Source organism: Mycobacterium venezuelense, from assembly GCF_054919535.1.
This window is the reverse complement of sequence record NZ_JBONDW010000005.1, coordinates 288,809-312,340: the sequence shown is the minus strand read 5'-3', so window position 1 is coordinate 312,340 and position 23,532 is coordinate 288,809. Positions and strand designations below refer to the sequence as shown.

The 23,532-nt window shown below is 64.7% G+C and carries 23 protein-coding genes; 16 read left to right on the top strand and 7 right to left on the bottom strand.

Features of this window, described 5'->3' with window-relative positions:
• The first annotated feature begins 102 nt into the window (after positions 1-102).
• Positions 103-1,560, top strand: coding sequence for an FAD-binding oxidoreductase (locus ACRCUN_RS10735; protein WP_462141601.1), 1,458 nt, complete (start codon positions 103-105; stop codon positions 1,558-1,560).
• Here the strand turns inward: ACRCUN_RS10735 and ACRCUN_RS10730 are convergent.
• Positions 1,545-2,369, bottom strand: a complete 825-nt coding sequence (locus ACRCUN_RS10730) for a DUF1206 domain-containing protein (RefSeq protein ID WP_462141600.1) — start codon at positions 2,367-2,369, stop codon at positions 1,545-1,547. The genes ACRCUN_RS10735 and ACRCUN_RS10730 overlap by 16 nt on opposite strands.
• A 207-nt stretch (positions 2,370-2,576) precedes the next feature.
• Here ACRCUN_RS10730 and ACRCUN_RS10725 point away from each other — a divergent pair, with 207 nt between their 5' ends.
• On the top strand, positions 2,577-3,503 hold the full coding sequence (locus ACRCUN_RS10725; protein ID WP_462141599.1) for an acyl-ACP desaturase: 927 nt from the start codon (positions 2,577-2,579) through the stop codon (positions 3,501-3,503).
• A gap of 43 nt (positions 3,504-3,546) precedes the next feature.
• Here ACRCUN_RS10725 and ACRCUN_RS10720 read toward each other — a convergent pair whose 3' ends face one another.
• Positions 3,547-3,882 (bottom strand): DUF6766 family protein, encoded by a 336-nt coding sequence (locus tag ACRCUN_RS10720; protein WP_462141598.1) that lies wholly within the window; start codon positions 3,880-3,882, stop codon positions 3,547-3,549.
• 135 nt (positions 3,883-4,017) lie between these two features.
• Here ACRCUN_RS10720 and ACRCUN_RS10715 point away from each other — a divergent pair, with 135 nt between their 5' ends.
• The 3 genes from ACRCUN_RS10715 to ACRCUN_RS10705 all read left to right on the top strand — a co-directional run bounded on the left by ACRCUN_RS10715 (position 4,018) and on the right by ACRCUN_RS10705 (position 8,032).
• Positions 4,018-5,295 (top strand): hypothetical protein, encoded by a 1,278-nt coding sequence (locus ACRCUN_RS10715; protein WP_462141704.1) that lies wholly within the window; start codon positions 4,018-4,020, stop codon positions 5,293-5,295.
• Positions 5,296-5,375: 80 nt separating this feature from the next.
• Positions 5,376-6,980 carry an SLC13 family permease gene (locus ACRCUN_RS10710; protein WP_462141597.1) on the top strand — a complete coding sequence of 535 codons (1,605 nt, stop codon included), beginning with the start codon at positions 5,376-5,378 and terminating at the stop codon, positions 6,978-6,980.
• A complete protein-coding gene (locus ACRCUN_RS10705) occupies positions 6,980-8,032 on the top strand; it encodes a tartrate dehydrogenase (protein WP_462141596.1) in 1,053 nt (350 codons plus the stop codon). The genes ACRCUN_RS10710 and ACRCUN_RS10705 overlap by 1 nt, the downstream gene beginning before the upstream one ends.
• Before the next feature lie 3 nt (positions 8,033-8,035).
• On the opposite strand, the gene ACRCUN_RS10700 is transcribed toward ACRCUN_RS10705, so the two are convergent.
• The 3 genes from ACRCUN_RS10700 to ACRCUN_RS10690 all read right to left on the bottom strand — a co-directional run bounded on the left by ACRCUN_RS10700 (position 8,036) and on the right by ACRCUN_RS10690 (position 10,988).
• Positions 8,036-8,944, bottom strand: a complete 909-nt coding sequence (locus ACRCUN_RS10700; protein WP_462141595.1) for an alpha/beta fold hydrolase — start codon at positions 8,942-8,944, stop codon at positions 8,036-8,038.
• 177 nt (positions 8,945-9,121) lie between these two features.
• Positions 9,122-9,955: an ESX-1 system-associated protein gene (locus tag ACRCUN_RS10695; protein ID WP_462141594.1), complete on the bottom strand. Its 834-nt coding sequence runs from the start codon at positions 9,953-9,955 to the stop codon at positions 9,122-9,124.
• Positions 9,956-10,208: 253 nt separating this feature from the next.
• Positions 10,209-10,988 (bottom strand): ESX secretion-associated protein EspG, encoded by a 780-nt coding sequence (locus ACRCUN_RS10690; protein WP_462141593.1) that lies wholly within the window; start codon positions 10,986-10,988, stop codon positions 10,209-10,211.
• Between the two features lie 124 nt (positions 10,989-11,112).
• On the opposite strand from ACRCUN_RS10690, the gene ACRCUN_RS10685 reads away from it, so the two are divergent.
• The 6 genes from ACRCUN_RS10685 (at position 11,113) to ACRCUN_RS10660 (ending at position 15,523) form a co-directional block, all read left to right on the top strand.
• Positions 11,113-11,436: a hypothetical protein gene (locus ACRCUN_RS10685; RefSeq protein ID WP_462141592.1), complete on the top strand. Its 324-nt coding sequence runs from the start codon at positions 11,113-11,115 to the stop codon at positions 11,434-11,436.
• A gap of 27 nt (positions 11,437-11,463) precedes the next feature.
• Positions 11,464-12,789 carry a hypothetical protein gene (locus ACRCUN_RS10680; protein WP_462141591.1) on the top strand — a complete coding sequence of 442 codons (1,326 nt, stop codon included), beginning with the start codon at positions 11,464-11,466 and terminating at the stop codon, positions 12,787-12,789.
• Entirely contained in the window at positions 12,786-13,334 is a 549-nt protein-coding gene (locus tag ACRCUN_RS10675) for a hypothetical protein (protein WP_462141590.1), read from the top strand. The genes ACRCUN_RS10680 and ACRCUN_RS10675 overlap by 4 nt, the downstream gene beginning before the upstream one ends.
• Before the next feature lie 162 nt (positions 13,335-13,496).
• Complete coding sequence (locus tag ACRCUN_RS10670; RefSeq protein ID WP_462141589.1) at positions 13,497-13,820, top strand: hypothetical protein; 324 nt, start codon at positions 13,497-13,499, stop codon at positions 13,818-13,820.
• 129 nt (positions 13,821-13,949) lie between these two features.
• Positions 13,950-14,801 carry an alpha/beta fold hydrolase gene (locus ACRCUN_RS10665; RefSeq protein WP_462141588.1) on the top strand — a complete coding sequence of 284 codons (852 nt, stop codon included), beginning with the start codon at positions 13,950-13,952 and terminating at the stop codon, positions 14,799-14,801.
• 17 nt (positions 14,802-14,818) lie between these two features.
• Complete coding sequence (locus tag ACRCUN_RS10660; RefSeq protein ID WP_462141587.1) at positions 14,819-15,523, top strand: class I SAM-dependent methyltransferase; 705 nt, start codon at positions 14,819-14,821, stop codon at positions 15,521-15,523.
• A 118-nt stretch (positions 15,524-15,641) separates the two neighbouring features.
• On the opposite strand, the gene ACRCUN_RS10655 is transcribed toward ACRCUN_RS10660, so the two are convergent.
• On the bottom strand, positions 15,642-17,033 hold the full coding sequence (locus ACRCUN_RS10655) for a purine-cytosine permease family protein (protein WP_462141586.1): 1,392 nt from the start codon (positions 17,031-17,033) through the stop codon (positions 15,642-15,644).
• Between the two features lie 139 nt (positions 17,034-17,172).
• On the opposite strand from ACRCUN_RS10655, the gene ACRCUN_RS10650 reads away from it, so the two are divergent.
• From ACRCUN_RS10650 to ACRCUN_RS10630, 5 genes are all read left to right on the top strand, one after another.
• Positions 17,173-18,648 (top strand): MFS transporter, encoded by a 1,476-nt coding sequence (locus ACRCUN_RS10650; RefSeq protein ID WP_462141585.1) that lies wholly within the window; start codon positions 17,173-17,175, stop codon positions 18,646-18,648.
• A gap of 340 nt (positions 18,649-18,988) precedes the next feature.
• The gene (locus ACRCUN_RS10645; protein ID WP_462141703.1) at positions 18,989-20,107 is read left to right on the top strand and encodes an ABC transporter ATP-binding protein; all 1,119 of its coding nucleotides are present in this window, start codon (positions 18,989-18,991) and stop codon (positions 20,105-20,107) included.
• A 64-nt stretch (positions 20,108-20,171) separates the two neighbouring features.
• Positions 20,172-21,365, top strand: a complete 1,194-nt coding sequence (locus ACRCUN_RS10640) for a polyamine ABC transporter substrate-binding protein (RefSeq protein WP_462141584.1) — start codon at positions 20,172-20,174, stop codon at positions 21,363-21,365.
• A gap of 4 nt (positions 21,366-21,369) precedes the next feature.
• Entirely contained in the window at positions 21,370-22,245 is an 876-nt protein-coding gene (locus ACRCUN_RS10635; RefSeq protein WP_462141583.1) for an ABC transporter permease, read from the top strand.
• Positions 22,242-23,090, top strand: a complete 849-nt coding sequence (locus ACRCUN_RS10630; RefSeq protein WP_462141582.1) for an ABC transporter permease — start codon at positions 22,242-22,244, stop codon at positions 23,088-23,090. Before ACRCUN_RS10635 ends, ACRCUN_RS10630 begins: the two co-directional genes overlap by 4 nt.
• Positions 23,091-23,160: 70 nt before the next feature.
• On the opposite strand, the gene ACRCUN_RS10625 is transcribed toward ACRCUN_RS10630, so the two are convergent.
• On the bottom strand, positions 23,161-23,517 hold the full coding sequence (locus ACRCUN_RS10625) for a nitroreductase/quinone reductase family protein (protein ID WP_462141581.1): 357 nt from the start codon (positions 23,515-23,517) through the stop codon (positions 23,161-23,163).
• Between the last annotated feature and the right edge of the window lie 15 nt (positions 23,518-23,532).

Genomic DNA, 23,532 nt, shown 5'->3' with positions numbered 1-23,532 from the left:
CGGACCGGCTTGACGCCGGCAGCCATCGATACTCGAATGGTATTGACGCATGCCCGAATCGACTTAGACACGAATCTTTCGAAGCTCTTACGATCACGTGTCGTGACCGATTCTCGCTTGGATGCCGCAGTGAGTGCCATAGCCGGACGCTTGCACGATGTCGTCGGGCCGTCGGGGATCATCACCGACCCCGCCGAGATGGCCGGCTATCTCACCGATTGGCGCAAGGCGTACGCCGGCAACGCCGTGGCCGTCGTCCGGCCTGGCAACACCGAGGAAGTCGCCGGGGTCGTGCGGCTGTGTCATGAAGCCGGCATCGTGGTCGTTCCGCAGGGCGGCAACACGGGAATGTGCGGAGGGGCCGTCCCCGACTCGTCGGGACGCCAAGTAGTGGTGTCGCTGACTCGCATGCGCCGCATTCGCGATGTCGACATTGCGAATCAGACCATCACCGCAGACGCCGGCACGATACTGCAGACGGTTCAGGAGGCCGCAGCCGGTGTCGGCAAGTTGTTTCCGCTTTCCCTTGGCGCTCAGGGAAGTTGCACGATCGGTGGCAACCTCGCCACCAACGCGGGCGGAACAGCAGTGCTGCGCTACGGCACCATGCGCGATCTGACCCTCGGGTTGGAAGTGGTACTGCCAGACGGTCGAATCTGGAACGGACTGCGTGGACTTCGCAAGGACAACACGGGCTACGACCTCAAGCAGCTTTTCATCGGCGCCGAAGGAACGCTGGGAATCATCACGGCCGCCGTACTCAAACTGTTCCCCGCGGTGCGCAGTCGCGCGACCGCATGGGTGGCGATGGACACGGCGCGCGCCGCGGTTGACCTGATCGGTGTCTTCCGCGATGTCGCAGGCGACCGATTGACCGGGTTCGAACTCATGTCCGGCCAGAGCGTGGACTTCGTCTTGCGCCACTCGCCGGGCGCACGGAACCCGGTCGACGGGCAGTACCCGTGGTACGCGTTGGTGGAACTGAGCGATTCCTTGCCGGGTGCCGGCCTCGACGAGGTCGTCGAACTGGCATTGCAGCGTGCTGTCGAGCACGACCTCGCCGCCGAAGCCGTGGTCGCGTCGTCGGCGGCTCAGGCCGCTGCGCTATGGGGGCTGCGCGAAGGGATTTCCGAGGCCCAGAACCACGAGGGCCCCAGCCTCAAACACGACGTGACCGTTCCGGTCGGCAGCATCCCGGAATTCATCGCACGCACCGACCGCGAGCTCGACAAGGTTGTCCCCGGCATCCGGATCGTGACGTACGGTCACGTCGGCGACGGCAATCTGCACTACAACCTCAGCAAGCCGCCGGGTTCTGACGACGACGCGTTTCGCGCGCGGGCGGCCGAGCTCGCCGGTGTCATCTACGACCAGACGGCGGCCTTCAGCGGCAGCATCAGCGCCGAACACGGGCTGGGTCAGTCCAAGGTCGGCATCATCGCCGACTATAAGGAGAGCACCGAACTCGCCCTGATGCGTGACATCAAGCAGCTGTTTGATCCCCGCGGGCTGATGAATCCCGGGAAGGTCGTGCCCAGTTCCACCTACATCCGCCCGTAGCGGCTGCGGACAAAGCTGTACACGCCGAACGCTGCGATGCCGACTGCGGCAACGACGAGGAGGATCTTGCCGAACGGTGCCTGGCCCAGCGTCTTGACGGCCGCATCCAGACCGGAGGCTTTGGCCGGATCGGCCTGCAGCGTCGCGATGATCACGAGCAAGCCTGCGCCGGCGAGCACCACGCCCTTGGCCGCGTAGCCCGTGACCCCGACGGTCGTGATCCCGGTACCGCCCGAGACGCGGAGGTCTTTGAGGAACTTCTTCGAGACGCCCTTGTAGACGTGGTAACCGCCGACGGCGGCCACTCCGAGCCCGGCGGCGATCAGCACGAATTTGCCCCAGCCGGACTGCATCAGCTGCGCTGAGATTCCCGAGTTCTGCTGGCCGCTGGACTGGCCACTCCCTGTCGCGAAGCGGGCCGCCGAGAAGGCGATCGCGAAGTTGACGATCGCGAGACCGATGGCCTTCGCCCGCTTCCACGCCGGGTTGTCACCCTGACCTTCGCCGTGGCTCTCGCCAGGCTTCGATCCGATAACGGCTTCGGCGACGCGCCAGAGGCCCAACGCGAGCAAGCCGACCGCCGTCACCCACAGCATGACCGCGCCGCCGGTCTGGCCGGCCAACGTCGCAAGCGCGCCGGACTGGTCGGCGTTGCCGCCGGAACCAAAGGCGATGCGCAGAATGATGTAGGCGACAAGCAGATGCAGCACGCCGCTCGCGGCGAAGCCTGCGCGGGCGGTGTATTCGAAAGCGCTGCTGTCCGTTGCTCTGTCGACCGCGCCGTGTACCGGCCTGGCACTCATACTCATCGTTCATCCTCCTGCGGCGTGGGAGATTCCCCGTGGGCGATGGCTGGGTATACCCCCTTATTGACGTCGATGAAACGCGAGGCGGCCGGGACGGCGACAGCATGCGGGCGAACGGAATGCGGCTCAGGGGTCGACCCGGCAGAGAACCTACGGTACCGTAACCTACGGTGGCGTAAGTAGGACTTCTGACTACGTGGGAGATCGAACATGGTCACGATTCAGGACGCGGTTTTGACGGAGCTGGAACCGGTGGTGGAGGCCAACCTCAACCGGCACCTTGGACAAGCGAAAGCGTGGAATCCGCACGACTACGTGCCGTGGAGTCGTGGGCGTGACTTCGCGCTGTTGGGTGGCCAGGATTGGACGCCCGAGGATTCGCGGCTCGATGAGGTCGCCAAGGCCGCGTTGGTCGTCAATCTTCTGACCGAGGACAACCTGCCCGCCTACCACCGCGAAATCGCTGTTCGGTTCGGGCTCGACGGGCCGTGGGGCCAATGGGTCGGCCAGTGGACCGCCGAAGAGGGGCGGCACAGCATCGCGATTCGCGATTACCTCGTTGTCACCCGCGGCGTCGATCCCGACGCCCTCGAGCGTCTTCGTATGCAGCACACTGTCGCCGGCTACGACTCAGGCGACAAAACCGTGCTCGAGGCGCTTGCCTATGTTTCGTTTCAGGAGCTGGCCACCCGGATCAGCCATCGCAACACCGGCCGGGCGGCCGGCTGCCCGATCGCCGAGCAGATGCTGTCGCGCATCGCGGCCGACGAGAACCTTCACATGGTCTTCTATCGGAATCTCGTCGCGGCCGCGCTCGAAATCGCACCGAACGCCACCATGGAGGCGATCGCCAATGAGGTGATCAATTTCCAGATGCCGGGAAACACCATGCCCGGATTCGCGGAGAACGCACTCATCATCGCCAAAGCCGGAATCTATGACCTCCGATCGCATCTGGACGACGTGCTGCGTCCGGTGCTGCGATTCTGGAAGGTCTTCGAACGCGAGGATCTCAGCGACGAGGGCGCCCGAGCGCGAGACCAGTTGGGGCAGTTCTTGGACTTGGTCGATTCGAGGGCGGCGTATTACGAGCAGCGCCGTCACGAACGCGAAGCCGTCGCCGCCGCGCGGACGTGACATGCGGCGAATCGTCTACCGCACAAGAGTTTCCGTACTCTCGTCACCTGGGCGGTGGGGTCGGTAGGCCCGCAGCGTCCTTGAGCTCGTCGATCTTGGACTCGATGCGTTCGAGGTCTTCGGCATCCACGCGGAAAATCCAATGTTTGGCGCCCAGCAGCAGAATCGCTTGGAATACCAGCTGGAGCCACTCGCTCTGCCAGTTCTCGAAGGTGCTTGCGAAGAACTCGGGCCAGTAGCCGGACCATTCGAACGGCTGGCCGTGGGCTTGCTGCGTGCTGGTGTATTCGGCCATCTGGGTGAAGAACTGCCCGATCCACGAGCCGGCGAAGAGTATGAGGAGCAGGTAGACCGCTCCCCATCGTCTGATGTGCGACACATCGGGAGAAGTACCCCCTACATGCCCGAGAAACACTTCAACGCCTCATCGCTACCGTAAGCGACCGGTACAAACGGTCCGCGACGCGGCAGCGGCTGCGAGACTCGGCGGGTGCAGACATCGGAAACCGAACGAGTGATCGGCGATCACCACGGCATCCCCTTCCCGACGCACCCTGACGCATTGCTCCGTGCGGGAGCCGAATTCCTGACGCGCGCGTTCCGGGCATATGGCACGTTGAATGCGGCCAACGCCGTCACCCGGATCACCGGCTTCCACGAGATTCGCGGCGGCAGCACAGGCCGTAAGGCGGCTTTCCGGGTCGAGTACGCCTACCCGAGACCCGATCTCGTCAGCGACGTATTCGTGAAGTTCTCCCGCGATTTCGACGTGCCGCAACGCGACCGCGGACGATTCCAGATGGAACCCGAGGTCCGATTCGCCGAGCTGTCCCGGGCACAGGGGTTTCCCATCGCCGTTCCGGCGACGCTGTTCGCCGACTACCGCACCGATACGGGTACCGGCGTCCTCATCACCGAGCGGGTCCCGTTCGGCAGCAATGGTGTCGAACCGCAGCACCACAAGGCTCTCGATTACCAGATGAGTGAACCGGCCGAGCATTACCGAGCGCTGCTGTCCGCACTCGGCCGGCTGGCGGGATGGCATCGGTCGGGGTGTCTTCCGTCGGCGCTGCTCGATCGCTTCCCGGTCGACTTACAGGCCGGCACAGTCGGCGATCGGCCACCGCTGCGGGTGGACAAGGTCGAGCGGCAGCTGTACCGCCTGACCGAGTTCATCCGAACCCATCCGAACCTGTTTCCCGCCAATGTCGCATCGCAGCGGTTTCTCTCCGGGCTGGCCGAGCAGGGCTGCGAGTTCGTTCGGCGTGAGGGCGACGTGTGGCGTTACCTCGTCGCGGATCCCGATTACCTGGCCTTGTGCCATTGGAACGCCAACGTCGACAACGCCTGGTTCTGGCGCGGTCCGCATGGCGCCTTGCAGTGCGGGCTGATGGACTGGGGGCGCGTCAGCCAGATGAATGTCGCGATGGCGTTGTGGGGGTGCCTCTGCGCGGCCGAAATCACGTTGTGGGATGAGCATTTCGACGGCGATCTGCTGCCCCGGTTCGTCGCCGAGGTCACGCGATTCGGTGGTCCCGAGCTGGCAGCGGATGAGTTGAGCCGATACGTCGTGCTTTACGCAGTCATGATGGGAATCACGTGGTTACTCGACGTTCCCGTCCGTTTGGACTCCCGATTGACTCCGCCGCCTTCGCACCTGTCACGTGCCGACCCGCGGATCCGCGACGACGAGAGTCTGCGTGCGCCACTCCAGATGCTCACCAATGTGCTCAATCTCTGGGAACGGCGCGACGCGGCGCGATTGCTGGGCGGTATCCGAACCGAGGATTAGACCGGCGTTCCGACGGGAACCCCGCATACACCGGTGTGACCCGGACCACACCGTGTGTTCGTTCTGCGGCAGGGGGCGTCATGACCACGAAAGAACCGGTGACCAGAACCGATGTCGACAAGGCACTGCTCGGTAGTGCGACGTATCGCAGCCTCGGCGAGCAGCGGCTGACTCCCGCCGAAGAGCGGTTCGAGAAGGCTCGCCGCACGATCGGCTTGTTCCTCGCCCCAGTCGTGACGATCGTATTTCTGCTACTCCCCCTGGACATTCCGCCTCAGCAGCAGACGCTCGCCGGAGTGCTCCTCGGCGTGATCGTGCTGTGGGTGACCGAAGCGGTGCCGATACCGATCGGCGGATTGCTCGGTGTGGCCGTGGTCGTGTTCCTCGGCGTCGCCCCGGTCGACGACGTGCTCGGGCCCTTCGGTTCGTCGACCATCTTCACGTTCATCGGCGCGTTCATCCTGGCCCAGGCCATGCTCAAACATGGTCTCGCACGCCGGTTTGCGTTCCGGATCCTGGCGCTCCCCCGCGCAGGCAGTTCCACCACCGGCGTCATCATCGCCTTCGGGGCGATCACCTGCCTGCTGTCGGCATTCGTATCGAACACGGCCACGGTGGCGATGCTGTTGCCCACCGCGCTCGGCATCCTCGGGGTCATCGCAAAACTGCTCCAGAAGCAAGGCAAGGTCGCACCCGACTTCGATCCGCTTCGGCTCAAGGTCGGTGCCGCGATCATGCTCATGCTCGCCTACGCGGCGAGCGTCGGAGGCCTCCTGACACCCGTTGGGAGTCCGCCGAACCTGATCGGCCGCGGCTTGATCGAGGAGGCCACGGGTGAGCGCATCAGCTTCGCGCAATGGTCGATCATGGCCGCTCCGATCTGCCTCCTGATGTTCCTGGTTCTCGCATTCGTTCTGATCAAGTTGAACAAGCCAGAGATCAAGCACATCGACGGCGTCGCCGACTACGTCGCACGGGAACGCGAAGAAATGGGTCGGTTCTCCCGAGCGGAGAAGAACACCCTGATCGCGTTCGGGGTCACCGTGACCCTGTGGATATTCCCCGGCGTGATCGCGTTGATCTTCGGCAACGATTCGGACATCTACGGCACGATCAGCGACCGCCTCGACGAGGGCACCGTAGCGGTATTCGGTGCCGCACTGCTGTTCCTGCTGCCGACCGATTGGCAGAACCGCGAATTCACGCTGCGGTGGCGGGATGCCGCTGCGATCGACTGGGGCACAATCGTTCTGTTCGGCACGGGCATCATCTTCGGCTCGCTTCTGGCCGACACCGGTCTCGCGGAGACGATCGGCACCTCGGTCGCCGACGCACTCGGGCTGTCGAGCATCATCGCGATCACCGTTTTCGCCGTGTTGCTGGCGATCGTGGTCTCGGAGACGACCAGCAACACCGCATCTGCGGCGGTCGTCGTGCCGATCGTCATCCCGGTGGCGATCGCGGCAGGCGTAAACCCGTTCGTTCCGGCACTTGCGGCCACGTTCGCGGCGTCGTTCGGCTTCATGCTGCCGGTGTCAACGCCACAGAACGCCATCGCCTACGGGTCGGGAGCCGTGCCGATCACGACCATGATCCGCTCGGGTGTCACCTTCGACATCGCCGGCGCTATCCTCATCATCGTGTTCCTTCCCATGATGATCGCACTGATCGGTCTGGGCGGCTGATGGCGGCTCAACGAATCGCGGTCATCCCCGGCGATGGGATCGGCGGGGAAGTCATCGCATCGGCACGCGCGGTCCTCGATGCCGTATCCGACCGTCACTCAATAGATCTCGCGTTCACCGAGTTCGACTGGTCATGTCAGCGCTATGAGCGAACCGGTGCGATGATGCCTGCGGACGCCATCGACACACTGCGCGAATTCGATGCGATCCTGCTGGGGGCGGTCGGGTGGCCCGGCGTACCCGATCACGTATCGCTGTGGGGCCTGCTGATTCCCATCCGTCGCGCCTTCCGCCAGTATGTCAACCTCCGGCCCATTCGGGTGTTCGACGGGGTGAGCAGTCCCCTGCGAAACGCGACCGGCGTCGATTTCGTCGTGGTGCGCGAGAACGTCGAAGGCGAATACAGCGAGATCGGTGGACGCCTCAACCGTGGCTTCCCCGAGGAGATGGCCGTCCAGGAAACGGTGTTCACCCGCGCAGGTGTGAGCCGGATCGCCGATTACGCACTGGAACTGGCCAAGACCCGGCGCGGATACGTCACCTCCGCCACCAAATCGAACGGCATTGTCCACACCCTGCCGTTCTGGGATGAGGTCATCGCAGAGCGAGCCGCCCTTCATCCCGACGTCCGGGTCGACAGCGAACATATCGACGCCCTTGCCGCGAAATTCGTCCTGCAACCCGAGCGGTTCGATGTCGTTGTCGGCTCGAATCTGTTCGGCGACATCCTCTCTGATCTCGCCGCGGCGGTGGCCGGGTCGATCGGAATCGCACCGTCAGCCAACCTCGACCCGACAAAGCAATATCCGTCGATGTTCGAACCGGTGCACGGCTCGGCACCCGACATTGCCGGCAAGGGCATCGCCAACCCGGTCGGTGCTGTGTGGTCGGCGGCGATGATGCTCGAACATCTGGGCCACACATCGGCGGCTGACGATGTTCTCGTGGCGATGGAAGCCACCTTGGCCAACGCCGAAACAAGAACATCGGACCTCGGCGGTCGCGCGGTCACCGCCGACGTCACCGAGGCTCTCGTCGCCGCACTACCCTGACGCTCATGCCGGACGAGCATGCCCGAGCGCGCGCGGCGCAGGTGCGGCAACTTCCACTACGGCGCGACGCACAAGGTTCATCTCGACTGGCTCGCGTTCGACGTATCGGAGAACGGTTCGCCGGTCACTCAGCTCGCGCTCTCGCGCATCGGGCTTGAACAGCGCCTCATCCCACGCACGCGCATCGCGCCAATCTTCGACGCCGAACGTCGGTGCGAGGTCGCGAAGTGCCTCGCCGAGCGCGCCGTCGAGTAGCTGCCGCACCGCGTCGGCACCATGAGCTGGTTTGGCGATCAGCCAGTAGTGGCACGCTCCGCGTACCCGATACAGCGTGGCGTTCGCGTCTTCGGCGATGTCACAGGCATTTTCGAACGGCACGATCGCGTCGTCCTCCCCGTGCAACACGATCGTCGGGATCGCGCGATCGCGGAGTGTGTGCAGGAGCGTGGTGCAAGCACCGGACCGCAGCAGCGACCGCGCCGCACCAGTGAAGCCTGTCGGCGCGAGTGCGTTTCCCATGGTGACCGCCGTGGCCATCCGCAGATATCTGGCGATCGCACCGACTTTCATCAAGAAGGGATCGCGGTACATGTCGTATGCGGCGCCGACCATGGCCCGCAGCATCTGCCTCGGCGAATGCAGGACCGACGAGATAGCCGCATCGAACGCCGAGCCCGCGGCAGGATTGAACAGGATCGCGGCGAGCACCCGATCGGGTGCGACGGCGGCGAGTTGAATCGCCATGCGGCCGCCCATCGAATGGCCCGCGAAGATCGCCTTTCCGATACCGAGGCAGTCCAGGGTGCGCAGCACCAGCTCGGTTCCATTGATGAAATCATCTGCGGCACAAGGCATATCCTCGGTTTCACCATGTCCGGTGACATCGATCGCCACCACGCGGCCGACTGACACAGCGACCTTGTGCCCGTCGGCTAGCTCGATCACATGGTGGGCCAGGCGTACTCTCCGAGCGGCACGGTCAGATGCCAGTTCGTTCACGGGGCCTCGCCTCTGCATGTCGCAGGCGAATACCCCAACCTGGCCGGTTCAAACGCCCGACCGCTCACCGACCACCGGCGCGCGGTTTGCTCACTTCACCGCAGAGCAAATTGCCTTCACGGAGCCGCTCAGAGAACTCGCGGCCTTCCACAGCGCATGGTCACTCGGTTGAAAATGCGGCAGCCGATCCGCATACGCACTTTCGTACATCGCCTGGCCCCGTAGCAGATCGGCGAGCAACGGGTCTCGAGCCTTGTCGGCCAACTGCCGCAAGCCGGCCGCCTCGTCCCGCATGACCGGAATGACAGCCAAGGTGACCGACCGCTGTTTCGGTGACCAGCGTGACGCGGGTACGCGCGGATCGGTCCTGACCCATGCCTGTAGCTTCGCGCCGTACGAGGCGGACGCCCGCTCCCACTGGCCGCACACCGGGTCTGCCTTTGCCGGAATCGCCGCGAAGTGCATGACGGTCGGTGCAACGGGCTCTGCCGGAACGGGTTTGGTTTCGGCGGCAGGAGCGGCGCTCGGCGACTCGGCGTCGTCCCGTAGGAGAAATGTGGTCATGACACCACCCACGAGTACCGCCGCGATCACGACCGCCCCTACCGAAGTCCAGATCCGGCGCTTGCCGACATCGAAGGATGCGCGGTGTCGACCTGTTCCGAGCGCGATCTTGAACGCGGCATCAGGTCGTGCGCGGAGCTCTGCGACGGCGACCTCGATGGCCGCCGCGGGGGTGCCGAGATCGGTGAGTTGCTTGACGAATCGCGCGACAGAGACGAGGTCGCCGCTGTAGAGCGCCTCAGGCGGCTCCATCGCCGGCAGAAACCGCTCGACGAGGTCTTCCCTCAGATTGGATGCGCGTGCGACCTCGGCGGCAGTCAACCAGCGCCCCGTAGTTACGTCGGGCGCGAAGCTACTCATAGTCGTCCTTCCCCCAAGTGCCCTGATGATTGGTACAACAATGATGTGCCGCGTGCAACCGGCGTTGCGGGATAGCAACATTCCCGCAGTAATCCGTCGTTAGCCCGCCAGTGCCACCGACGTCCGTTCCCGCGATCTGGATGTGATCGTCTGGCAAACACTGCTTTTCGCAGATGCGCGACTTCGCGCAACCTCGTCGCCATTCCGGCCGGGATCAGTCGGTGCGCTCGATTCGGCTCGGATCCAATGTCATTCAGAAGTCGATGCCGCGCTGGTACGCGAGATCGGCGAGGCTGTCGGCGATGAGCCGATCGATCCGGTCCGCGAGTGCCGGTACCACCACCGGGACGGCGTAACTGAAATCCGGTACGTACACGTAGCTGCCGTCGCCCTCGATGTAGAGGCAGGCGATGATGGGTTTGGTCCAGTCGACGCCCCAGTCGCGGGCCGGTTGGCAGCGAGATTGGATGATCGCAATGGCGGCCACATCATCGTCGGCAACCTTTTGATGTTTGGGCGAAGCGGGCCGGTTGACGGCCGTGAGAACAGACGCCACACCCGCATCTTCGTCTTCGGTGATCTGCGCATCGGTCGACGGGGCGAAATATCCGACGTAACCGCGCACCACTATCCGTGGATGGGTTCCGGGCGCGGCCGGTTCGACCAGATCTGCGCATTCGGCGCCGAGGTCGTCGGCGGGGAGCGAGAAGATCTCGACGACATCATCAGAGCGTTGACACGCGAGGTAGCCGTTGTCGCCACATCGAAAGCCGAGTATCCGGCCGTCGGCAATCCGTGGATCGCTGTGATGGATCCGGCCGGCCAGCCAAATATCAGCGGCGACGTACGCGTCCGCCCAGTCGCGGAACTCGGCGAGGTCGCCGTTCTGCACGCGTTCGGCGACCGACGACCGGCGTTCGCTGCTGTCGTCAAGTGCCCCACTGCGGGCGAACGGATAGGGCAAGCCGTCGTGGCCGGCGAGACGGCAGAGCGCAGCGAGGTCGGTGAGTTCGATCTCCCCCACCGGACGCATTCGCGAACCAAACAACTGAAGTGGCCCCCTTTTCGTTGCTCACCATAACGCTGACCCGACCGTTTCTGTATTGCCACAACGGTTTACGATTCCGTTGACGGCATTTGCTTGTTACGGTGGACCGGTGGCTAAGCCGGATCCACTGGAAATAGAGTTGGCCGCGTTGGGCCGCCTGTCGGTTGATCTCAACCGTTTGGGTGGCTCACTCAAACGGATCAGCGAGATCCCTTCGATGTCGGCGACGCCAGATCCCGACTCCGATATGCCGTCTTTGGTCGCGGCCAGGCCGGTGAGCACCCAGACCATCCGCGACTTGCAGGCCACGGTGGCCGATCGATTCACCGAAGTCGGATATCTGGTGGATCAAGCCCGAACCCTGTTCCGGGATGCCGACGACGATCGCGCATGGGTCATCATCCGCACCGGAAGCCTGCTCCCACCGGACTGAAATCCCTAGCGACAAGGAGTCGGCGCCGTGGTGACACGCAGACAGATCGACGCTGCCAGGCCCGAGACGGTGCTCGGCATGATGCGCTCGTGGAAGCAGTCGGCGGCCGATCTGGTCACCGCAGCCGAGACCTATCAAGGCAACATCCGAAACCCTGGTGGTGAAAGCTGGTCAGGAGCCACGGCGACGGCGGCCATCTCGATGGCGGCCAACGACCGTCAGGCCATCGACAACCTGCGGCAGGCCATCGACGGAATGGCGGATACCGCCACCAACTCGATGAACGACCCCGTCATTCCCAACCTGAACGATGTCCGCTCGAAGATCTCGTCGGCCGAGGCAGCGGGATTCACCGTCAACGACGATCTGAGCGTCACCTACCCCGCGACCAATCCGCCGGATCCGAAGAAGAAGGAAGACGCCGAGAACCGCGCGACCGCGATACAGTCGGCCGCGACCAGGTGGTGGAATTCCGACCAGGCGGTCGCCGATCAGATCAATCGTGACAAGCAAGGTCTTTCGGTCAAGCTCAACTCCACCAGAGAGCCCAACTCGGCGGAGTACGAACGGCTGCTGCGCGAGGCGGGCCTGCTCACCGGCCCGAGCCCGACGGGTTATTACGCCCAATGGTTGGCGAACGCCGAACGTCAGGGCATCGCACCCGAAGTGCTCGTCGAGATCGCCCGGCGCCACGGCATCACGCCCGAGGACTTCGAGATCTTCAACGGTATGAAGGAAATCAAGGACAAGGACGGCAAGTCGTTCTTCCTGCTTCCCGACGACATCAGCGGCGACGACGCACGCAAAGCGGTGCTGATGACCTACATCCTCAACGCGGGCACCGACTACGGTGCGGCGGGCCGGAAACCGGGCGTCAAGAACGACTTCGCGGAGACCCCGTATTCTGCCGACGAAGTGCAGCGAATCATCGACCGCCAGAACGAGAACGACTGGAGCTATGACGACGACGTCGGCTTCGTTCACGGCAACGGCGGCCGTCTGGTCACGACGCCCAACGGCATGATGATGGGTCTCGGCGGAAACTGGGTGCAGGACATGTACAGCCAGAAGGGCGGCACCGCCTGGGGCGACACCTTCATGGTGAACATCGATGATCCGGCCAATCCCGAGGCTCAACTCGAAGACATCGTCGAGTCCGGGAACGCCTGGTACACCGACGACAGCGGCAAAGCGTACGAGGGTTCGCTCGACCTGGACCGCCTGTTGCACCACGAGGAGCGCCATTCGCAGCAGTGGGCGGACAAGGGCTACGCCGGCATGATCTGGGACGTGATCTGGGACAGCGACGGCATCGAAGAGGAGGCCGGCCTGTCGGACGGCGGCTACCGGTGATTCACCGGTGCTTCGTGCTGGCCGCTGCGGTGGTCGTGTTGTTGACCGGCTGCAACAGCCAAGACGACTGGAGTCCCAGTGCCCAGTTCGCACCCTCGCTGCAGCCGGCGTTCGGGGCGCGTGTCACCGACGGTCAACTCCGGATCTGGACCGGCTCGCCGTGCACGGGTGTGACGAGGCTGGCACTCACCTTCAACCCCGATCAGGATGATCGCGCCGACCTGGTGCTGACTTCCTCCACGCGGGAGGGAGCCCAGGTCGAGCACCTCACCCTCGGCGGACCGTATCCGGGGCTCGCGATATCCGAACCGCTGCCCGCGGGCTTCGACTGGCATAGCGCCCGGTCATTGCGGATGGTGATCTCGGCCAGTCGCGATGGCTGGGGCTCGACTTCGGATCTCACGCAAGTTGTCGCGGGCTCGACCGAGCACGGCGCCGACGCTTACTGGTTTCAGGACGTCGGCTGGCTCACCCCAGCGGACGTCGCGGCCGAGGACGGCAAAACGTTCCTTGCGACCTGCACGTCCGACCCGGCGAAGGACTGATCGCGCGAGACTGCTCAATCATGCTGAGAGCAGACGGTTTTCCATCCGTTATCGGTTGCACAGCCAGGGCACATAACCTCCACAGGGCTGACCCATCGCGCCTGCCTAACTTCATTTGCCATGTGGCTGCAGTCGCCGCATGGACAGAAACGGAGTGGAGCAATGACTTTCAAACGCACGATCGGTGTGTCAACGCTGGCCGCTGGAATCGGTCTTGCCGGATTACTCGGCCTCGGCCTGCAAACGGCAAGCGCAGAGCCCGGACCGGACTGCAACCGACCGGGCAACCAGCAGTGCGGCAACCAGCACAACGACAATCGCAATGATCGCGGCCCGGCACCGGTCGACTGGAATCACCGGGGAATCGACCAGGGCCGGGCCGACCATCAGCCGTTCAACTGGAATGGTCATCAGGTGACGCCGATGCCCGCCGCAGACGGGCACGGGTGGGGCTTCTGGTTCCTGGGAACCTGGATTCCGCTGTAACGGCTTTCGGGGTGGGGCGTCAACGAGCCGCCCCACCCCGTTTCCTCGCGACGTCCGATCCATGGGCCGTTTCCGGCGGTACGCTGCCGACACACCGTCGAGACGTCTTGCCGAGTGAAGGGGCCACACATGGAGCAGTATCGCCGCGGTGACCTGGTGTTCGACCTGATCGACGCAGGACCGGCCGATGGCCCCGTAGTCGTACTGCTGCACGGCTTTCCGCAGCCGAACAGTAGTTGGGACGCCATCATCGAACGGTTGACCGCCGAAGGCTTCCGTTGCCTGGCGCCGAATCAGCGCGGTTACTCCGCGGGAGCGCGTCCGACGCGGCGACGCGACTACCGGATGGCCGAACTCGTCCAGGACGTGCTCGCACTCGTCGACACCAGCGGCGCCGACCGGGTCCACCTCGTCGGCCACGATTGGGGCGCGGCGGTGGCCTGGGGTGTCGCCGCACAGGCGCCGGCCCGGCTCGCGTCATTGTCGGCGCTGTCGGTCCCCCACCCACTTGCTTTCCTTCGCTCGATGCCGACGAGCCGACAAGGCCTGGCCTCCTGGTACATGTACCTCAACCAGTTGCCGCGGCTGCCCGAGCGGATGATGCTGGGCCGCGATGGCAGCGGCGCTCCGATGAGAAGATCGTTGCGGCGCAGCGGACAGTCGCGCGAAGTCGCCATCCGTGACAGCCGTGCGATGACGGAGCCAGGTGCGCTGACCGCAGCACTCAACTGGTACCGGGCCATGCCGCTGTCCATGACCGACCCACGTGGCGCCCGGCGGAAGATCACGGTGCCGACGTTGTACGTATGGAGCGACCGCGACATCGCGGTGACCGCCAAGCCCGCCCACGATACCGCCAAGTACGTCGTCGGGCCGTACCGCTTCGAAACCCTGCACGGGGCATCTCACTGGTTGCCCGAGGAGAAGCCGGGCGAGATCGCCGATCTACTCGTGGAGTGGTTCACGGCCCACCCGATCTGAGAGGGCACACTGGGCAGGTGCCCGACACGGTAGGACCCCACCCTCAATACGACGTATTCGCCGACGAATTCCTCGACCACGCGCGCGACGGGCTCTACAACGCCCACTACGACCGACCTGCCTGCCTGGCGATGCTGGGAGATGTCGAGGGCCGTACCGTCCTGGACGCGGCGTGCGGACCCGGCCTCTACGCCGAGGAACTCGTATCTCGAGGCGCGGACGTCATCGGTCTGGACATCAGCCCGCGCATGGTCGAACTGGCCGGCCACCGAGTCCCCGCCGGCGAGTTTCGGGTGCACGATCTGAGCGCACCGCTCGACTGGCTGCCCGATCGCTCCGTGGATCTCGTCCTCTTCGCACTCGCGCTCGAGTACCTCGACGACCGACCCGCGGTGTTGCGGGAGTTTCACCGGGTTCTGCGGCCCGGCGGCGCGCTCGTATTGTCGCGGCAGCATCCGACCGGGGACTGGCTGAGGCACGGCGGCAATTACTTCGAGGCCAGGGTCATCGAAGAGACGTGGAGCAAAGGCTGGCAGGTGCGGTACTGGCTGTCGCCGCTTGAGCAGACCTGCGAGGAACTGCGACAGGCCGGCTTTCTGATCGAGCAGCTGCGTGAACCCCGGCCCACGCGGAAGGCGAGCGAGTTCGATCCTGAGAGATACCAACGCCTTTCGACGCAGCCCATCGGATTTCTCGCGATCCGGGCGGTTCCGCGGTGCTGAGGCTCGGTGTCCTTTGCGGTCACGGCATGAGCACCCGTGACATCGGCGGCAACGCAACCACCACGTCGTTCACCGAGCACGTCCTGTCTGCGATCCCCACCGCCAGGGCTGCCGACGGTTAAGGCTGACCAATCCGAGGTCGCGTCAACCACCGGTAGCCGCCGTAGAACGCAAGCGCGGCAACGAAATTGACGAAGTAGGCGATGTCGGCGCCATGCCATGCGACGGCGACCGGTCCCTGGATCAGCGTGGTGTTCATGAACGGCATGGCGATCAGGTAGGCCACGACGAAGGCGACGACCGCCGCCACCGCGTCGCGCCGCCCCGTGGGTTCGCTCGCCGGATCGACGGTTGCGCGGCCCCCGACTCGAATCGCCCAGTCGACGACGACCACGGCGACGAACGCGGGGATCCAGTAGCTGACCAACAGCAGCACATCGGTGAACCGGGTCGCGGTGTCGGCCGCATGCAGCCACAGGATCAAGAAGAACGCGAGTACGGTCACGATCACCGCCGACACCGGCCGACGAACCCGGATGCCGATGGTCTGCAGCGCAAGCGAGCCGCTGTAGTCGTTCATCACGCCTGAACCGATCGCGGCGAGTGCGATCACCAGCAACGCGAGGCCGCCGAGCAGGCCGCCGCCCATCACGGTCTGCACCCCGGCCGCCGTGTGCTCCCCGATGGCCGCGGCTGCTGCGATCCCGATGCCCTGAACGAAGGTGTAGGCCAACACGATTCCGGCGAACGTATAGCCGAACACCTGTACCCGGGGCGAGTTCGCCGGCAGGTAACGGCTGAAATCCGCGGCATAGCTCGCCCACGAGATCGCGAGGCTGAGCGCGATGGTGACCTCGAAGACGAACGCGCCAATGAGGTCGGGGCCATGCACGGTCGCCGGTGTGACGATGTCGTGCCCGCTGACGAGCTTTGCCGCGAACACCACGAAGGTGACGAACAGAATGACCGTGAGAACTGCCTGCAGCCGGTGAATCAACTCGTAACCGAAGAAGCCCACCACACCCTGAACCCCGAGAACCACGAGGACCGCGACCCAGAACGGGATGCCCAGCAGCGTGGCCAGGGCCTCACCGCCGAACAGCCCCACGAGTGCGTCCCAGGCAATCGACGATCCCCACTGCAGAATCCCCGGCACCACGACGAAGCCGCCGAACGCCATGCGGGAGTTGGGAAGCTGGCCCGTTCCGGTCCGAGGACCCCACGTCGACAGGTAGGCGACCACGAGAGATCCCAGCACCGTACCGATGACCATGGCCAGCAGGCCAAGCCAGAATCCGAGCCCGAGCGCGATCGCCAGCGTCCCGGTGAAAACCCCCGTCATGTTGACTTGCGGAGCGAACCAGACGGTGAACAATCGGGCCGGGTGCCCGTAGCGCTCGTTTTCACCGACCGGCGCGATGCCATGGGTCTCGACCGCCAGGTCGCCTGCTCCGGACGGGCGGCGCCCGCTGAATGTGGACGCGTTCAGCGCGCTGGATCCCAAAGACATGGAGACATTCGATCACGGCGGCGGTGGCCACCGGTTGCTCACCGCTGATTGGCCACGTCCTGGTTCATAGGTCCATAATCGAGAAACACCAAGGTGAGCTAACGATCGGAGGGTACGTGGCTGGGGCCATGAGAAGGCCATGACGGGGACAGAAGCCAGCCCGTCCAGCCCGTCCACCCCGGCCACCGCCGCCCCCCACCCGCGCCCCGCGCTTCTGGTCGCCGGGCTCAGCCTGGTTGTTCTCACGGTCGCCGTACTGCAGACCGCGGTAGTTCCCGTCCTCGGCGTCATCGCCGCGCAGCTGCACACCTCGTCGGTCGCGGTGAGCTGGGCTGTCACGGCCAACCTGCTTGCGGCGGCCGCCGCGACCCCGCTGATCGGTCGGCTGGCCGACCTGTACAGCAAGAAGCGCGTGCTTCTCGCCGTTCTGATCGTGGTGCTGGCCGGCTCGGTTCTCGCCGCGGCAACCGCGTCGGTGCCGATGCTGATTCTCGGCCGTGTACTGCAAGGCGCGTCGTATGCCCTCTATCCGATCAGCATCGCGATCTTGCGCGAGGAACTGGCCGAGGACCGGCTCGTGAGTGCGATGTCGGTGCTGTCCGGCACGCTCGGCTTCGGCGGGGGTACCGGTCTCGTCGTCACCGGTCTGTTGATGGCCGGCGACGCCGGCTATCACCGGGTGTTCTGGTTGACGACCGCATTCACGGCCGTCGTCATCGTCGTCACCGTGCTGACGGTGCCTGCCCGCAGACCCACGGTCCGCGGCACGATCGATTGGCTCGGCGCCGTCGGGCTGGCCTGCGGACTCTCCGCGGTACTCCTCGCGGTCACCCAGGGCAACTCGTGGGGCTGGCTGGCGCCGATGACCGTGGGATTCCTGGTCGGCGGCGTGGTGGTGCTGGTGGCTTGGTGGTTCTGGGAGCGGCGGGCCGCCCATCCGCTGGTGTCCACCGGAATGCTGGCAAAGCGGGCGATACTGCTGACGAACCTGGCCACCGTGTTCGTCGGGATGGGGCTGTACTTCGCATTCCTCGGGCTCACGCAGTTCGTGCAGATGTCACGCGAGGCCGCGGGATACGGGTTCGGCGCCAACGTGCTGCAGGCCAGCGTGTACTTCCTCCTGCCAGGCGCCCTCGCCGGGTTCCTCGTCGCACTGATCAGCGGCCGTTTCATCGACCGGTTCGGCGCCCGACGGGTTCTGGTGGTCGCAGCACTCGCCGGCATAGCCGGGTTTGTCATGCTCGCGGTGGCGCACGACCGCGCGTGGCAGGTCATCGTCGCCGGTGTGCTGGCCAATGCCTACATCAGCTTGGGTTACGGAGCATTGCCCGCGCTCGTGGTCAGCGAGGTCGATGCCGGCCAAACCGGCGTGGCCACGAGCATGAACGCGATCGCCCGCACGATCGGCAGCTCGAGCGCGGCCGCAGTGGTCGCGGTGCTCCTCGGTCACAGCGCGATCCCTACGGAGGCCAGCTTCGTGACGATCTTCGTCGCGGGTGCCGTCACCGCCGGACTCGCGATGGCGCTCATCGCGGTGTCACGCGCACCGGATCGGCATCGCGACTCGATGCGGAACTTGTCGGAATCGCGTGCCATGAACCACGAGTGGGGCTGAGCTACCCGACGGTTTCCCGCCGTCCCAGGCCGGCGGCCTGCGAAACTGATACAGCAAGTCAACCCATTCCGTAGCCCGCAGGCTGGTCAACGTCTGCCGTAGGTGTTCGCGTCCTTCACAGCGGATTCTCGTGCCCAAACCCCTGCCAAACGAAGGATTCCATTGTAGAAATGTTAAATCGTTGCGGAATCGCTTGCGAAGGTCGACTGAATCCGCGATTGTTTACGCACAGCCACCACGGCTGCACCTGAGGAGGACCACGCTGACCGGCCCAGACACCACTGCCGTCGAACACCCGACTGGACAGGATGGCGCACCACATACCAGCGGCAAAGCCGTCATCGAGATCGACCACGTCACGAAGCGGTTCGCCGACTACGTGGCGGTGGCGGACGCCGACTTTTCCATCGCATCGGGCGAGTTTTTCTCCATGCTCGGCCCGTCCGGGTGCGGAAAGACCACCACGTTACGCATGATCGCCGGCTTCGAGAGCCCCACCGAGGGCGCGATCCGGCTCGAAGGTGTGGACGTGTCCCGCGTCCCGCCGCACAAGCGCAACGTCAACACCGTGTTTCAGCACTATGCGCTGTTCCCGCACATGACCGTGTGGGACAACGTCGCGTATGGGCCGCGCAGCATGAAAAAGGACAAGGCGGAGATCAAACGCAGTGTCGATGAGCTGCTGGAGATCGTGCGGCTGACCGATTTCGCCAAGCGCAAGCCCGGCCAGTTGTCCGGCGGTCAGCAGCAGCGCGTCGCGTTGGCTCGCGCCCTGGTGAACTACCCGAGCGCGCTGCTGCTCGACGAGCCCCTCGGCGCGCTCGATCTCAAGCTGCGCCACGCGATGCAGTTCGAGCTCAAACGCATCCAGCGCGAGGTCGGCATCACGTTCATCTACGTCACGCACGACCAGGAAGAGGCGCTCACCATGAGCGACCGGATCGCGGTCATGAATGCGGGCAATGTGGAGCAGATCGGAAGCCCGACCGAGATCTACGACCGCCCCGCGACGGTCTTTGTCGCCAGCTTCATCGGCCAGGCCAACCTGTGGCCCGGCAGGCAGACCGGACGGATCAACCGCGACTACGTCGAAGTCGAGGTTCTCGGCACCAAGTTGAAGGCCAAACCGGGTGACACCACGATCGAGTCCGGGGGCCATGCCACGCTGATGATCCGTCCGGAACGGGTTCGGGTTTCGATGGACGCGCCCACCGGTGATGTGGCCACCGTCCCGGCGACGGTGACCGACTTGACCTTCCAAGGCCCGGTTGTGCGGCTTTCCCTTGCCGCGCCCGATGATTCGGCGATCATCGCCCACGTCGGAGCCGAACAGGATCTGCCGCTGTTGCGGCCGGGCGATCGGGTCCATGTCAGTTGGGCCCCTGACGCGTCGCGGGTTCTGCCTGCGGCCGATATCCCCTCGACCGAAGATCTCGAAGAGATGCTGGACGACTCGTAGCGATTGCCGATCGCTGACCCCTCCCCTTAACGACGCACGCGCCCGAATCCAAGAAAGGTCGCCCATGCCCAACAACACCGATCCCCGCCTGCTCGCCCGACTTGCCGCGAACCGCACGACGCGGCGGCGATTCCTCGGCGGAGGTGCCGCGGCCGCCGCAGCGCTGGCCCTCGGCCCCACCGTGCTGGCAGCCTGCGGTTCCGGCGGTGAAAGCAGCTCACCGACGACCTCGGCCGCGCCCGACGACGGATCGCCCGCGAGCGGCACGCTGCGGATCTCGAACTGGCCCCTGTACATGGCCGACGGATTCGTCGCGGCGTTCCAGACCGCGTCCGGCCTGACCGTCGACTACAAAGAGGACTTCAACGACAACGAGCAGTGGTTCGCCAAGGTCAAGGAACCGCTGTCGCGTAAGCAGGACATCGGCGCGGACCTCGTGGTACCCACCGAGTTCATGGCCGCCCGGCTCAAGGGACTCAACTGGCTCAACGAGATCAGCGAATCGCGCGTGCCCAACAAGAAGAACCTCCGCCAGGACCTGCTGAACTCGAAGGTCGACCCCGGCCGAAAGGTGACCGCGCCCTACATGACCGGCATGGTGGGCCTCGCCTACAACCGGGCCGCCACCGGACGCGACATCACGAAGATCGACGACCTGTGGGATCCCGCGTTGAAGGGCCGGGTCAGCCTGTTCTCCGACGTCCAGGACGGCCTCGGCATGATCATGCAGTGGCAGGGCAATTCCATCGAGGATCCCACCACCGAATCCGTGCAGAAGGCCGTCGACTTCGTGCGCGAGCAGAAGGACAAGGGCCAGATCCGGCGGTTCACCGGCAACGACTACGCCGACGACCTGGCAGCAGGCAACATTGCTGTGGCACAAGCCTATTCGGGAGATGTGGTGCAGCTGCAGGCCGACAATCCGGACCTGAAGTTCGTGGTGCCCGAGTCCGGCGGCGACTGGTTCATCGACACCATGGTCATCCCCTACACCACGCAGAACCAGAAGGCCGCCGAGGCGTGGATCGACTACGTCTACGACCGGGCCAACTACGCCAAGCTCGTGGCCTTCACGCAGTACGTGCCGGTGCTCTCGGACATGACCGACGAGCTCAACAAGATCGACCCGGCTCTCGCATCCAACCCGCTGATCAACCCGCCCGCCGAGATGGCCGACAACCTGAAGTCGTGGGCCGCGCTGACCGACGAGCAGACCCAGGAATTCAACAACCTCTACGCCGCAGTGACCGGGGGCTGACCGGGTGGCGGGCGTAGCCACCAGCAGCAGGCAGCGGAGCAAGATCGCTCCATATCTGATGATCCTGCCGGCGCTGGTGTACCTCGGGATCTTCTTCGTGGTGCCGTTTTTCTCGCTGGCACGCACGTCGCTGTCGTCGTCGGGCGGCTCGGTGTTCCTGCCGACGCTGACCTTCGACTGGAATTTCGGCAACTACCTGCACGCGTTCACCGAATACCAGGACCAGATCCTGAGGACGTTCGGCTACGCACTGGTGGCCACGGTTTTGTGCGCGATCTTGGCGTTCCCGCTGGCGTACGTGATCGCGTTCAAGGCAGGCCGCTTCAAGAACCTGATCCTCGGCCTGGTGATCCTGCCGTTCTTCGTCACGTTCCTGATTCGTACCATCGCGTGGAAGACGATTCTGGCCGACGACGGTTGGGTGGTCAGCGCACTTGGCGCGATCGGTCTGCTGCCCGACGAGGGCAGGTTGCTGTCGACCAGCTGGGCGGTCATCGGTGGCCTGACCTACAACTGGATCATCTTCATGATCCTGCCGCTCTACGTCAGCCTGGAGAAGATCGATCCCCGGTTGATCGAGGCATCCAAGGACCTGTACTCGTCGAACACCCGCAGTTTCACCAAAGTCATTCTGCCGCTTTCGATGCCAGGCGTCCTGGCCGGAAGCATGCTCGTGTTCATCCCGGCCGCCGGTGATTTCATCAACGCCGACTATCTGGGCAGTACGCAGACCACGATGATCGGCAATGTGATCCAGAAACAGTTCCTGGTCGTCAAGGACTATCCGGCGGCGGCCGCGCTGAGCATGGTGCTGATGGCGATCATCCTGGTTGGGGTGTTGCTCTACACGCGGGCCCTTGGTACGGAGGATCTCGTATGACCGCGACCGCGATGGCAGAGGCCACGGGAGAGGCCACCCCACCCAAGACCGTCAAAGGGTCGCCGAAATGGGGCGATCTGTCCCTGCGGATCGTTGCCGGCCTGGTGCTGCTGTACCTGTTCCTGCCGATCTTCGTGATCGTGCTGTTCTCGTTCAACAAACCCGCGGGCAAGTTCAACTACACGTGGCAGGGCTTCACGTTCGAGAACTGGGCCAACCCGTTCAAGTACCCGGCGTTGACCGAGGCGCTCAAGTTGAGTCTGAACGTGGCAGCGGTCTCGACCGCGGTCGCCCTCGTGCTCGGAACGTTGGTGGCTATTGCCTTGGTCCGCCAGCGATTTCGGGGACAGAGAGCTGTCGACACCTTCCTGGTGCTGCCGCTGACGGCACCCGAGGTGGTCATGGGCGCCTCGCTGCTGACGCTGTTTCTCGACCTCGGTTGGGCCGCGGGTTACACCACGATCCTCATCGCACACATCGCCTTCGAGGTGAGCTTCATCGCGATGACGGTGCGGGCCCGGGTGCGCGGCTTCGACTGGACCCTCGAGGACGCATCGATGGATCTCGGTGCGAGCCCCACCCGCACGTTCTTCAGAGTCACACTGCCGCTGATCGTTCCGGGTATCGTCGCCGCCGCCATGCTGTCGTTCGCGCTCTCGCTCGACGACTTCATCATCACGTATTTCGTGAGCGGTTCGACGGTGACCTACCCGCTGTATGTGAACGCGGCCGTCAAGGCCGCGGTGCCGCCACAGATCAACGTGCTCGCGACGGCGATACTCGTGGTCAGCTTGTTGCTCCTGGTCGCGGGAACGCTCTACCGGCGCAAGCGCATCGACGTCTGAACCCTGCCGCGCGCAGCCTCCCGCGTACCCGGGAACCCGCGTTCTCGGGTACGCGGGAGGCTGCTCGGGATCAGGGGGCGTCGAGCGCGACGGTGACCGCGACCTTGCCCGCCGCGTCGCGATTTGCGACCGCATGGCCCGTGCGTTCCCGGCCATCGAAGTTGAGCAAGGTGATCGGACCACCTTCGCCCAGGAAGTTGCGCCACCAGTTCTTGTTGTCGGGCGCCATCACGTTGATGGTCACCCGATCGCCGTCGCGCCTGACCGAGACCGGAGTCTCGAACGTCTGGCCCGAACGGCGGCCCTGATACCGGATGACCACAACGGTATCCCCCACCAACCGGCCCAAAACGGGGACTCGGGTGAGGCCGACGGCCGCCGCGTTGACCCAGCGCACGACCGGTGAATTGAAGATTCCACGTGCCATTTGCGCCAGAGTAGC